At 39.3% G+C, this 12,108-nt stretch carries 12 protein-coding genes; 9 read left to right on the top strand and 3 right to left on the bottom strand.

The features are described from left to right. Positions 1-256 precede the first annotated feature (256 nt). Positions 257-982 carry an RDD family protein gene (locus tag ACRD69_RS14550; RefSeq protein WP_430815833.1) on the bottom strand — a complete coding sequence of 242 codons (726 nt, stop codon included), beginning with the start codon at positions 980-982 and terminating at the stop codon, positions 257-259. A gap of 110 nt (positions 983-1,092) precedes the next feature. On the opposite strand from ACRD69_RS14550, the gene ACRD69_RS14545 reads away from it, so the two are divergent. From ACRD69_RS14545 to ACRD69_RS14505, 9 genes are all read left to right on the top strand, one after another. Further along, a complete protein-coding gene (locus ACRD69_RS14545) occupies positions 1,093-2,100 on the top strand; it encodes a stage II sporulation protein M (RefSeq protein WP_430815832.1) in 1,008 nt (335 codons plus the stop codon). Then, positions 2,069-2,944, top strand: coding sequence for a hypothetical protein (locus tag ACRD69_RS14540; RefSeq protein WP_430815831.1), 876 nt, complete (start codon positions 2,069-2,071; stop codon positions 2,942-2,944). Before ACRD69_RS14545 ends, ACRD69_RS14540 begins: the two co-directional genes overlap by 32 nt. 3 nt (positions 2,945-2,947) lie before the next feature. After that, positions 2,948-3,682, top strand: a complete 735-nt coding sequence (locus tag ACRD69_RS14535; RefSeq protein WP_430815830.1) for a DUF4129 domain-containing protein — start codon at positions 2,948-2,950, stop codon at positions 3,680-3,682. Then, on the top strand, positions 3,682-4,872 hold the full coding sequence (locus tag ACRD69_RS14530) for a DUF4350 domain-containing protein (RefSeq protein ID WP_430815829.1): 1,191 nt from the start codon (positions 3,682-3,684) through the stop codon (positions 4,870-4,872). The genes ACRD69_RS14535 and ACRD69_RS14530 overlap by 1 nt, the downstream gene beginning before the upstream one ends. A gap of 59 nt (positions 4,873-4,931) precedes the next feature. Next, complete coding sequence (locus tag ACRD69_RS14525; protein WP_430815828.1) at positions 4,932-5,918, top strand: AAA family ATPase; 987 nt, start codon at positions 4,932-4,934, stop codon at positions 5,916-5,918. Positions 5,919-5,931: 13 nt separating this feature from the next. Continuing rightward, a complete protein-coding gene (locus ACRD69_RS14520) occupies positions 5,932-7,272 on the top strand; it encodes a DUF58 domain-containing protein (RefSeq protein WP_430815827.1) in 1,341 nt (446 codons plus the stop codon). Between the two features lie 355 nt (positions 7,273-7,627). Beyond that, a complete protein-coding gene (locus tag ACRD69_RS14515; RefSeq protein ID WP_430815826.1) occupies positions 7,628-8,311 on the top strand; it encodes a hypothetical protein in 684 nt (227 codons plus the stop codon). A gap of 181 nt (positions 8,312-8,492) precedes the next feature. Beyond that, entirely contained in the window at positions 8,493-9,368 is an 876-nt protein-coding gene (locus tag ACRD69_RS14510) for a UDP-2,3-diacylglucosamine diphosphatase (RefSeq protein ID WP_430815825.1), read from the top strand. Between the two features lie 11 nt (positions 9,369-9,379). Next, complete coding sequence (locus tag ACRD69_RS14505) at positions 9,380-10,393, top strand: glycosyltransferase family protein (RefSeq protein WP_430815824.1); 1,014 nt, start codon at positions 9,380-9,382, stop codon at positions 10,391-10,393. Positions 10,394-10,549: 156 nt separating this feature from the next. Here the strand turns inward: ACRD69_RS14505 and ACRD69_RS14500 are convergent, their stop codons facing one another. Both ACRD69_RS14500 and ACRD69_RS14495 read right to left on the bottom strand, forming a co-directional pair. Continuing rightward, positions 10,550-11,041, bottom strand: a complete 492-nt coding sequence (locus ACRD69_RS14500) for a dihydrofolate reductase (protein ID WP_430815823.1) — start codon at positions 11,039-11,041, stop codon at positions 10,550-10,552. A 75-nt stretch (positions 11,042-11,116) separates the two neighbouring features. After that, the gene (locus ACRD69_RS14495) at positions 11,117-11,911 is read right to left on the bottom strand and encodes a thymidylate synthase (RefSeq protein ID WP_430815822.1); all 795 of its coding nucleotides are present in this window, start codon (positions 11,909-11,911) and stop codon (positions 11,117-11,119) included. Positions 11,912-12,108: the final 197 nt, after the last annotated feature.

Here is a 12,108-nt window from a genome sequence, read left to right as displayed (position 1 = left end):
CTTCGGTAGTGGCCGCCCCCCCAGTGGCTACAAACTATTGATTATACGTTTTTTGAAAAGCAAAACACAGCTTATGAATTGCCCTTGCATCATTTATATGATATTCAAGAACAAAGATATTCAAGTGAAAAATCAGCATTACAACCATGGAACCAGCATGCACTACTGAAACGCTTTAACTTTTAATCCCCGGCATAGCTCTCTGCAACAGAGACAGCCAACCTTAGAAAAAAAGTAACGCCAGAGAACCAGTCACTTATTGATGATAGTAATTATAATCCTTCAATACAGTATTTAAAAATTCTTTTGAAGGCTCCTTTGTTTCAATCTTCATCTTTTTAATAACCACTTCTTTGGTTTTTAATACCAATGGGTGGGGTGCTCCAATACTAGTGTACTGACGATCATTTGATGCAATCAACAATACCTCTTTAATAGTTTGCAGATCGGCGTCAGAAAGCATGCTCACTTCCGGATATTTTGGCTCATAGCCTTCTTCTATCTCAACATAAGCAGTACCAGATAAGCTTCCTTTAGGATTGATTTTCAGAACCGTGGTTTTAGCAGCAATATCTCCAACTCTTTGACCTTTACCTCCAATAATGACAGTTAATAAAGCGCATACACCATAGGTAAAACTAATATCAACAAGGCGAAAAATCCAACGAATAAAACACGCTCCGAAATTCAACTCACCACCATCAAGCTTCACTACTTTTATTTTCATGATCATTTTGCCAAAGGTCTGTCCGCTTAGAAACAGGTCACACATGAGGTTGTAAAAAAACACCGGAAGCATGATAAGCGCCAGCCACCATTGCGGCTCTGAATCATTAAGACCAAAGGTGAACAGGCTTATAACAATCATATAGCTGATCTTGATAGCACCATCGATAATATTCGCCAATATGCGGTCGCCAACGCTGGCTAACTGGTAATCAATGTCAACATTTTGAGTGGTAGAGATACTTAGGTTTTCCATTACTGGTTGTCGAAATACTGTTTTTGTAAAAAATGATAACCAAAAGTAGCAAAATAAGTTTTTTATGTGCAGAAAAATTCATTTATTCGCAAAGCTCATACACCTGCCCGATGAAGGAAATAACTTTTATAAATCGTAATAAAGCGCGCTGGGAAACCTTTGAGCAACAATTGAAAAAGCCATCGAAGGTAAACCCTGATAGTTTAGCTGACCAGTTTATTCAGCTAACAGACGACCTTGCTTTTGCACGAACATTTTACCCCAAAAGTCACACCTTAAGGTATTTAAACAGCTTATCACAAAAAACGCATCAGGAGATTTATCGTAACAAACGAGAGCGGGGAAGCCGCATACCTTCCTTTATAAAAACAGAGTTACCATTAATACTTCGTTCGGCGCGTCCCTATTTTTTAATATCGCTGGTAGTTTTTATGGCAGCCTGGGCCCTTGGTGTTGTTTCGGCCCTGACTAATGACGATTTTGTGCGAATGATAATGGGTGACGAGTATGTTAACATGACACTCGACAACATTGAAAAAGGCGATCCGATGGCTGTATATGGTCAAATGGAGGAAACATCAATGTTTTTAGCCATTACATTTAACAATGTGTATGTCTCCTTTATCGTGTTTCTGTTTGGTTTATTAACCCCGCTTGGCACTATTTTTCAATTATTCAGAAACGGGGTAATGGTCGGTGCATTTCAGGCATTCTTTTACCAGAAGAATTTATTAGGCATATCAACTTACACCATATTGATTCATGGAACACTGGAGCTGTCGGCCATAGTATTAGCCGGTGGTGCAGGTATTATCCTTGGCAAGTATTTGCTGTTTCCGGGAACATATCCGAGAAAAGAATCATTTGTATACGGAGTTAAAAAAGGAATTAAAATAATGCTGGGCCTTGTACCGGTTTTCGTTGTTGCCGGATTTATAGAAGGCTTTGTGACCAGGCATTACAATACCATGGAACACTGGGTAAATATTCTAATCATTGTGTTATCGCTGGTGTTTATTGTATGGTACTTTTTTATCTACCCCGAATTGGTGTACAGAAAGTATAAAGCAGAAAAAATTAATGAAAATGCAAATAGAACAAGAACTTATACTAAGTGAGAAACGCGACTTCAGTGATGTATTGAACGCCTCCTTTCGTTTTATCCGTCAGGAGTTTAAACAATTATACGGATTGGTATTGGCTTATACCATTGTGCCTTTGATAGGTACAAGTCTGTTGGCGGTTTTTTACACAGCCGATGTGTGGCAGTTATATTTCGATGGTTTATTAAACAACAGACCCGACATTGAAATGCCCAATTTATGGATGTATGCACTGATGATGATGGTCAACTTTATTTCATACTCTTTAATTGTTGGTATTACATACGAATACATGGCTGCATATAATAAGTATGGTCGTGGCAACTTTACAGGCAGTGATGTAATCAGAGCCTTGGGTAAGGATTTTATGTCAATATTGGGCTATAACCTGGTTACAGGTATAGTGCTTGTGTTTGCTTTCATGTTTTTTCTCATTCCCGGCGTTTATATGTTTGTGCCCTTATCGATGATCATCATCGTTAAAACAGTTGAAAGAAATGGCTTCTCTGTAAGTTGGGGCCGTTGCTTTAAGCTGATCAAAGAAAACTGGTGGATCACCTTCGCTCTTATTTTGATAGCCTACCTTATTATTACTATGGCATCAATGGTTTTTGCCATCCCAATGACATTTTACAGTATGATACAGGGCTTAACCGTGCTGGAAGGTGGTACAACTGAAATGAACAGGGTGGCTCTGGGTATTTTCTCTTTAATATCAACAGTTGGCAGCTACCTTTTATACGTCGTTTTCTATGTCATTATAGGCTTTCAATATTTCAGCTTGAGTTCAACCGATGGGTCTAAAGGCATAATGGATAAAATCAATCAGATAGCCACCAGCAACGAAAACCAGGCATAAACGATGAAACTCTCCAGGCTGATATTACTTCTAAGCATTCTGTTACTTTCCTTTGACCTGAAGGCAGAGGAATATATTGCTGCACCTGACAGTATAGAAGCCTGGGATAATTCAATTATTGATGCCCGTACACCAACGACTGATACCATATCCTATTACCGTTCCCTGCCCGAGTACACCTATGACCTGGCTAAAGAGCCTGAATCAGTGTTTGCTAAAATACTGCGATGGCTGGCTTCGTATCTGACCGTTAGCGGAGCGGGAGCCTCGGCGCTCGGTTGGTTTTTGATCATTGCCGCTGTGATAGCACTCTTGATCTTGATTATTAAACTGGCGGGAATACCTGTCAAGGGCTTGTTTGTCTTCTCGCGTTCAACAAAAGTATCGCAGCTCAACTTTGGTCAGCAATGCGCAAATATTGAGGAACAGAAGCTTGACAATATGTTAACGGTTTTTATCAATAACAAAGCTTACCGTGAAGCAACCCGGGTATTATTTCTTCAGTCTTTACGCTCTCTTAACAGGAAAGGCTTTATTCAATGGAATGCGTATAAAACAGACAGGGACTATTATTACGAGCTTAAAGAAGACAATTTAAAACAAGCATTTCATAACATCATCCGCCATTATGAATTTGTATGGTACGGAAAGTTTCAGGTTACCGAAGGAGAATTTGAGCAAATAAAGAACGGTTTCACTCAGTTTATTAATGAACTGGAAAATAAAAAAGCAAGCTGATGGGTAAACGTTCAGGAAATATAACGTTAATTGGTGTTCCACTGCTTGTGGTTATCGTAGCTTTGGTTTTAGCCTACTCGCCAAAACCCATTGACTGGAGTCTGAGTTACTCGAAGCAGGATACGCAACCTTATGGCAGTAAATTGTTGTACGAGCTGTTACCTGTTCTGCATAGTGAGTCAGCAATTAAGACATCGCATGGCGCCATACATGAATTCTTTGATGACGAAACCGAAACATCAAACCTAATTATTATTAATAAAGGCTTTTACCCCGAGCCTGCCGATATTGAAAAGCTTGAAGAGTTATTGTTTGAAGGGCATGATGTATTTATTGCTGCGCAGGATTTTTCAGATAATGTAAAAGAATGGCTCGATATTGATTATCACCAGAGTATAAGCTTCAATATTCCAACTCATGACTCTGTCAGTTTTAACCTGGCCAACAGAAGATTGCAAAAACCACTCGGTTACTGGTATAAGAAAGGCATAACCGATAATTACTTTAACAGTTACGACACACTTCAAACAACGGTTTTAGGCATTAACAACAGTGGCAAAACCAACTTTATCCGCATAAAACAGGGCGAAGGCTGGCTGTATATTAATCTTAATCCACAGGCATTTACCAACTATCAGCTCTTACTAAATGACAATGCGGACTATGCTTTTAAATGTTTATCGTATTTACCTGATGAAGCTATTGTATGGGATGAGCATTATAAAATAAAATATAAACACCTGCCTAAATCACAGCTTAGCTTCATACTTGACCGGAGACCCTTGCGTTTGGCCTGGTACCTGTTGCTTATCGGCATTGTTATTTTCTTTTTATTCGAATCGGCACGTCGTCAACGCTTCATACCTATTGTTAAGCCACCGGTTAACAGTACCGTTACATTTATTGAAACAATAGGACGCTTGTATTTCAGTCGTAAAAACCATCTGGATATTGCCAAAAAGCGCTTTAGCTATTTGCAGGAATATATTCGCTCAAAATATTATATAAACACCTCTGAGATGAATGAAGATCTTTATCAGCAGCTGGCTGAAAAATCATGTCTGCCGATCAGAGCCATTCGACAATTATTTGATCTCGGTCATAACCTGGACAAGACGCAACATATCAGCGAGGAGGACCTGGAGCAATTTAACAGGCGCATCGAATTCTTTTATGAACAGTGCAAGTAGCAGAGAATAGATTTTTATACAATAGAGACAAGATAGAATACCAACGTAATACTTAGAATATGGACCAACAAACTCAAACACCTTTCGAAAACCGCTTACCACTAGAGGAGCTTAATCATTCGGCATTTCGTATTCGTAACGAGATAAATAAGGTCATAGTAGGACAGGAAAAGATACTTGACCTGTTATTAACGGCAGTAATAGCTAATGGTCATGTATTGATCGAAGGTGTTCCGGGTGTTGCCAAAACAATGATGGCTAAGCTATTGGCCAAATCAGTTTCTTCTGACTTTTCACGAATTCAGTTTACACCTGATTTAATGCCTTCTGATGTATTAGGTACCATGGTATTCAACACTGGTAAATCTGAATTTGAATTTAATAAAGGTCCTATATTTTCAAATCTTGTACTAATTGATGAAGTAAACCGTGCTCCGGCCAAAACACAGGCCGCCTTATTTGAGGTAATGGAAGAACGCCAGGTAACAATTGATGGCACAACGCGCCAGATGGCACCTCCATTTCTGGTAATGGCAACGCAAAATCCGGTTGAGCATGAGGGTACATACAGATTACCAGAAGCACAGCTCGACCGTTTCTTGTTTAAGATCAAGATTGATTATCCTAACCTTGAAGAGGAGATAACAATTTTAGCCAATGCACAACAGCGCGAAGACAAAGATGAGCTAAGCCAAATCAATTCTGTTATCAGTGGCGAGGAAATTGTGAAGTACCAGAACATGGCAGCTAAAGTGATCGTTGAAGATGACTTATTAAGGTACATCGCCCAAATAGTTGAGAAAACAAGAACACATGCGGCATTATTCCTTGGAGCCAGCCCACGTGCATCACTTGCTATACTAAATGCAGCCAAAGCTTTCGCTGCTCTTGAAGGTCGTGACTTTGTAACACCCGATGATATTAAAATTGTTATCACTCCGGTATTACATCACCGTGTGATTCTCACACCGGAAAAAGAAATGGAAGGTGTAAAGCCTGAAATCATCATTCAACAGATTGTTGACTCGGTTGAAGTTCCACGCTAAGCATATCGTATAAATGAGTTTTAGAATAAGAAATCACGCCTATTTCACACCTTTGTTTTTTTATGCAATGGCTGTGGTCATATTTCTATTGGCCCTGGGACAATTTGGTGCCTTCTTCTTTCAGATAGGTCTCATAGCTGTCGGACTTTTTATTCTGCTCATACTGATCGAATGCCTGCTTTTATTCATGAAACCCCAAAGCAGTTTTGAAGCGAAACGCCATGTTGATGAACGATTTTCAAATGGCGACTTTAATAATGTTACCTTATCATTGACAAATCATTTTCCATTTCCTGTTTCAGTTTCAGTTATAGATGAGTTACCCGTTCAATTTCAAAAACGTGACTTTTCAATGAATTTGAAGCTTAAGCCAGGCGAAAATTATTCCAAGCCCTATGCATTGCGACCGGTTGAACGGGGTGAATATTGGTTTGGCTCCTTAAATATATTTGTTAAATCTCCGTTACGCCTATTAGAACGCAGGCTCAGATATGCCAGCAATGAATTGGTAAAAGTATATCCGGCGTTTAAAGAAATGCGTCAGTTTGAGATGATGGCTATTTCCAATCGCTTAACAGAAGTAGGGATCAAAAAGATACGACGCATTGGTCATCAAATGGAATTTGACCAGATACGTGAATATACCAAAGGTGATGACTATCGCACGATCAACTGGAAGGCTACTGCACGCAGGAGCAGCCTGATGGTAAATCAGTACCAGGATGAAAAGTCTCAGCAGGTTATCTCCATTATAGACCTGGGGCGAACTATGAAGATGCCCTTTGAAGGAATGACCTTGCTGGATTACGCCATCAACTCATCGCTTGTTTTATCTAAAATTGCCATGCTAAAGCAAGATAAAGCGGGTCTGATCACTTTTAACAACCAGGTGAGAACCATTGTACCTCCGCAACGCAATAGTAAACAAATGCAGGTCATAATGGAATCGTTATACAACCAATCAACTCAATTTGAAGAGCAAAGCATGCAGGCACTTTACACTGCCGTGCGCCGAAAAGTTCATCAACGTAGCTTACTGGTCCTGTACACCAACTACGAAAGCTTGAGTGCCGCCAAGCGCCAGCTGCCAATGTTGCAAAAACTATCGAACGATCACATGGTGGTGGTCGTCTTCTTTGAAAACACAGAATTAAAGAATATCACAAATGAAAAGGCGAGCGATATTGAAGGCATCTACATTAAAACCATTGCCGAAAAGTTTGCCTACGATAAAAAACGCATCGTTCTTGAACTCGAGCGCTATGGTATACATTCGGTGTTAACGGCTCCTGAAGACTTAACAGTCGAAACCATTAATAAATATCTTGAGCTGAAAGCCAGGGGATATATTTAATGCCAGCTGATCAAAAATCATTACTGGTTTTCATAAAAAGAGTACCAGTAGTCAATACTAAACTGAAGCCGTTCTGCTTCGTTTGACGTGTCTTGAAGGACTAATTAATTCACCTTTTTCCAGCTCATTTTGACGAACAGCAGATTATTAAAGATTATTGTTCGAAAAATATTGAGCTAGCAGCTCATTTTTCTTACACTTTTACTAAAAAAAGCGCATAACTTTATACGTGTGAAAATCATCCGGTTTGTCCAATTAATGAAAGGTTAACGAAAGGCTAAAGCCACCTTAATCTTCTTGACCAGACAGAAGCTAACTTTGCACCTATTACTAACTTTAATTGAAGAAGCATAATATGCGAGTAATTAATTCAACACTTTACGGTTTTCCGGATAAAATTGAGCTTGATGATGTTGTTGACAAGGAATTAATCTCGTTAATGACCAAAACAAGCATGAATCCTGAGGATTTTTACCTTACAGGATACGAAACGATTAGCTATAAGCGAACGCGTGAGTTTGCGCTTGAAACTGTCATTTCTTCAGTAATACCCTTTGATAAAGACCTGTTGATCGTTGCCAACAATTCAGACGATCTGCATATACAGAAACTTTGCAGGTTGTATGGTGTAAGCAGCACAGTAGTCACTTTACCTGAGGTTGAAGATGAGCTTGAGGCCGTCATATCAGCCTTTCAGCAAGAGCACATCTATTCACACCTGTTGATCTCATGTGATGTGAATCAACCTGAATGTAAAGAGTCAATCAGGAAAATTGCCAATGAGCTCAATAAAACATCCATTAAGCTAATCGTTCATTGCAGACGCGGTCCAATGGATTTGAATGAAGTATGCGACCTGAACATTGGCTATATGATAAGCAATGGCATCAGCAGTTTTATCAGCTCTGTTGTAATCGCCCGCAGAAGTCAGCTTGTGCAAACTGAAGGCATTTCGCGTAACGATAAATTAGACTTATATAATTACTGGCAAAAGACCCTTCACAGTCGAAAGCCCGGTATAAAACCAATGGCTGTATAAGTCCTGGTTTAAGATATTAACAAAGTCGTCATTAACTGGCGACTTTTTTTATTATTAAGAGGCTGTTAGCCAATAGTTAATACATCATTAAACACTTGAATATCTTTCCCTTAACTTTTTAATGGCTTAACATCTTGTTCCCATACATGCTCTATCATTGTCAAATAATAATTCATTGATAATGGGAAAGCATCTTAAACCACAAACACGAAAGCTTGAGGCAGTAGTTATATCTGACACACACCTGGGTACCTATGGCTGTAAGGCTGATGACATTGTGAACTACCTTCAGAGTATTTCAACACCTATTCTTGTTCTTAACGGCGATATCATTGATATCTGGCAGTTCTCAAAGTCGTATTTTCCTAAGTCGCATATGAAGGTCATTCGTCAGGTGATTAAAATGATGGAAAAAGGAACACATGTTGTTTACCTGGCTGGTAATCATGATGAACATTTGCGCCGAATGATCGGACTTAAACTGGGTAACCTGAATATTGAGAATAAGCTTGTACTCGAACTGGATGGTAAGAAAACCTGGATTTTCCATGGTGATGTATTTGATGTCTTTATGCATCATTCAAAATGGCTGGCGAAACTTGGTGCGGTCGGATATGGCTTACTTACTATTATCAATCGTTTCACAAACTTATTTCTTGCCACCTTAAAACTTAAAAAGGTTTCACTATCTGGCGATGTGAAGAAAGCCATTAAAAAGGGTAAGAATAATATCACATCTACATTCGAACGAACAGTATCCAACCTATCCATTGAAAAGGGGTACGAATACGCCATATGCGGTCATATTCACTGGCCTGATAAAAAGGTCATCAGTAACCAACATGGTTCCATGTGTTATTTAAACAGTGGAGATTGGGTCGAGAACAATACGGCGATAGAGTATTACGACGGCGATTGGCATCTATACAAACACTCCGAATCAAACGCTAAAAAAACTGAAATGGGAGAAGAAGAAATGCTGGTTGGTGATGATTATCTGCTAACAGATCATAAGATGCTATTTAAAACCATGGTCAACGACGTTATTAACAGTTAAATCCGCCTATTATGAAAATTCTATATGCAATACAAGGTACCGGAAACGGTCATATTGCCCGTGCTTTTGATGTGATTCCTCACCTTAAACGACATGGCCAGGTCGATATATTAGTCAGCGGCATACAGTGCGACATTCAACTGCCCTGGAAAATAAAATACCGTTGTTATGGCTTATGCTTTATATTTGGTAAAAACGGCGGTGTTGATCTGAAAAAGACACTATTAAAATTCAAACCTCATCGCCTTATTAAAGAAATATTTTCAATACCTGTTCACAAATACGACCTGGTTATTAATGATTTTGAGCCTGTAACTGCCTGGGCGTGTAAATTTCGTAATGTAAAGAGTATTGGGTTAAGTCACCAAAGCGCCGTATTACATGCCGAAGCTCCTAAGCCAAAACTAAAGGATCCTGTGGGCAAAGCCATCCTTAAATACTATGCCCCTGTTAGCACGGCTCAGGGCTTTCACTTTACATCCATGGGTACAACAGTATCAACACCTGTTATCAGGGATGATATACGCTGGTCTGATACGACCGACAAAGGGCACTATACTGTTTATTTACCATCTTATTCAAATGAAAAAATAATAAAGCTGCTTTCTCAGTTCCCTGAAGTGGAGTGGCAGGTATTCTCAAAGCATTCAACAAAAGCCTATAAGGCTCATAATGTTGAAATAAACCCTGTTAATAAAGAAAAGTTTACCAAAAGCTTTCTCAACAGTAAAGGTATACTCTGTAATGCAGGTTTTGAAACACCTGCCGAAGCCTTGTTTTTAGGTAAAAAGCTTTGTGTTATACCAATGAAGGGGCAGTACGAGCAACAATGTAATGCAGCTTTCCTGGAGTCAATGGGAGTTACAAGCCTAAAAAGCTTTTCGAAGGAGATCCATAAAATACACACATGGATTGAGTCGGATAATCACTTGCAAGTCAACTACCCGGACAACCTGGGCGATATAGTGGATGAACTAATATACAATCACATGCCACAAACTTATCCTGAACTGGCAATTAACTGATTGTTAGTCCTGCTAAGTCTGAATTTACGCCTATGAATCAATAAAACAAACCGTGAATCAGGCGATGAAGACCTGAAAGTAAGTGGCATATGCTTTATTGATGGACATTTTAAAAAACAGATTAAGGAAGGCAAGTATCATTCTGATACAATTAGATTATTTCCTCTTCAAATTCTGATATTTATAAGCCAATTGGGTCTTTTCATCGGTAAAAGGCCCTTCTTCGTTTTCCACCGTCCATTCACCCATATTGATCTCAGGGAAGAAAACAGTAGCTTCATTGAAACGATGGTCTATGACTGTCAGGTACAGCTTATCGGTATCAGGAAGGAAAATATTATATATCTCTCCTCCTCCAATAACAAATACCTTCTCATCATTTTTACAAAGATTTAACGCCTCATCAACTGAAGAAACAACATCGATATTAGGAGCTTTGTAATCACCCTGACGTGTAATAACCACGTTTCGACGATTTGGCAGGGCTCCTTTGGGCAAAGCTTCAAAAGTCTTGCGCCCCATCAAAATTGTGTGCCCGATGGTTAAGGCCTTAAAACGCTTTAAATCGGCAGAAATATATGCCAGTTGGTCGTCGCCTTTACCAATCCCATTGTTGAGATCAATGGCAACAATCATAGATATGATCATAGTACAGATGTTAATTTTAAATCACGCCAGTCAGTATACTCTTCACAATCGCAACATCGGCTGTTTTGCTAAGCGTTAAACTGAGATAGCTCCTTTAATATGGGGATGCGCATCATAATTCACCAATTCAAAATCTTCAAAGACGAACTCGTCAATTTCTGTGCGTTCCGCGTTTATTTTCATTTGCGGCAATGATTTGGGTTCACGCGTCAGCTGAAGCTTAACCTGCTCTATGTGGTTAAGATATATATGGGCATCACCTAAGGTATGAACAAAGGTTCCGGGTTTTAGTCCACAAACTTGAGCCACCATCATGGTTAAAATGGCGTATGAAGCTATATTAAAAGGCACTCCCAGGAATATATCAGCACTACGCTGATAAAGCTGGCAGCTTAGTTTACCGTCGGCAACATAAAACTGAAACATAATGTGACATGGCGGTAATTGCATATCATCTATCGCACCCACATTCCATGCGCTCACAATGTGGCGTCGTGAGTCAGGGTTGTTTTTAATACTTTCGATCACCTGCCTGATCTGGTCAATATGTCCTCCATTATAATCGGGCCACGATCGCCACTGGTATCCATAAACGGGTCCAAGCTCTCCATCTTCTTTGGCCCATTCATTCCATATACGTACTCCGTTATCCTGCAGATACTTTACATTAGTACTCCCCTTTAAAAACCAAAGTAACTCATGAATGATCGATTTTAAATGAAGCTTCTTTGTTGTCAACAGCGGAAATCCTTCGCTTAAATCAAAGCGCATCTGATGACCAAAAACACTGATCGTTCCTGTTCCCGTTCTGTCTTCTTTCTTAAATCCTTCATCTAAAACTCTATCAAGGAGGTCTAAGTATTGCTTCATATCTTTATTCTTTTGGTGATGAAAAGTTGTACTAATACACCATTTGATCTACAACTTGTTTTGATACTAACCAATGCATACACATGCTTGTTCATTGGTTAAAACCGGGTGTAAAAATAGACAAAATATTACGATAAAACCGGGATGAATACATCTTAAAATACCAGACACTTTTTTCTGTTGAGGCAGGTAAGACA

It is taken from the genome of Carboxylicivirga agarovorans (genome assembly GCF_050589845.1).
Taxonomy (GTDB): domain Bacteria; phylum Bacteroidota; class Bacteroidia; order Bacteroidales; family Marinilabiliaceae; genus Carboxylicivirga; species Carboxylicivirga agarovorans.
Note: the sequence above shows the minus strand (reverse complement) of the source record. Positions and strands in the feature narration are given on the sequence as shown.

What these genes read in the sequence shown, in the direction of transcription:
- ACRD69_RS14550 (WP_430815833.1), bottom strand. Translation starts at nt 982, where the DNA reads ATGGAAAACCTAAGTATCTCTACCACTCAAAATGTTGACATTGATTAC.
- ACRD69_RS14545 (WP_430815832.1), top strand. Translation starts at nt 1,093, where the DNA reads ATGAAGGAAATAACTTTTATAAATCGTAATAAAGCGCGCTGGGAAACC.
- ACRD69_RS14540 (WP_430815831.1), top strand. Translation starts at nt 2,069, where the DNA reads ATGCAAATAGAACAAGAACTTATACTAAGTGAGAAACGCGACTTCAGT.
- ACRD69_RS14535 (WP_430815830.1), top strand. Translation starts at nt 2,948, where the DNA reads ATGAAACTCTCCAGGCTGATATTACTTCTAAGCATTCTGTTACTTTCC.
- ACRD69_RS14530 (WP_430815829.1), top strand. Translation starts at nt 3,682, where the DNA reads ATGGGTAAACGTTCAGGAAATATAACGTTAATTGGTGTTCCACTGCTT.
- ACRD69_RS14525 (WP_430815828.1), top strand. Translation starts at nt 4,932, where the DNA reads ATGGACCAACAAACTCAAACACCTTTCGAAAACCGCTTACCACTAGAG.
- ACRD69_RS14520 (WP_430815827.1), top strand. Translation starts at nt 5,932, where the DNA reads ATGAGTTTTAGAATAAGAAATCACGCCTATTTCACACCTTTGTTTTTT.
- ACRD69_RS14515 (WP_430815826.1), top strand. Translation starts at nt 7,628, where the DNA reads ATGCGAGTAATTAATTCAACACTTTACGGTTTTCCGGATAAAATTGAG.
- ACRD69_RS14510 (WP_430815825.1), top strand. Translation starts at nt 8,493, where the DNA reads ATGGGAAAGCATCTTAAACCACAAACACGAAAGCTTGAGGCAGTAGTT.
- ACRD69_RS14505 (WP_430815824.1), top strand. Translation starts at nt 9,380, where the DNA reads ATGAAAATTCTATATGCAATACAAGGTACCGGAAACGGTCATATTGCC.
- ACRD69_RS14500 (WP_430815823.1), bottom strand. Translation starts at nt 11,041, where the DNA reads ATGATCATATCTATGATTGTTGCCATTGATCTCAACAATGGGATTGGT.
- ACRD69_RS14495 (WP_430815822.1), bottom strand. Translation starts at nt 11,911, where the DNA reads ATGAAGCAATACTTAGACCTCCTTGATAGAGTTTTAGATGAAGGATTT.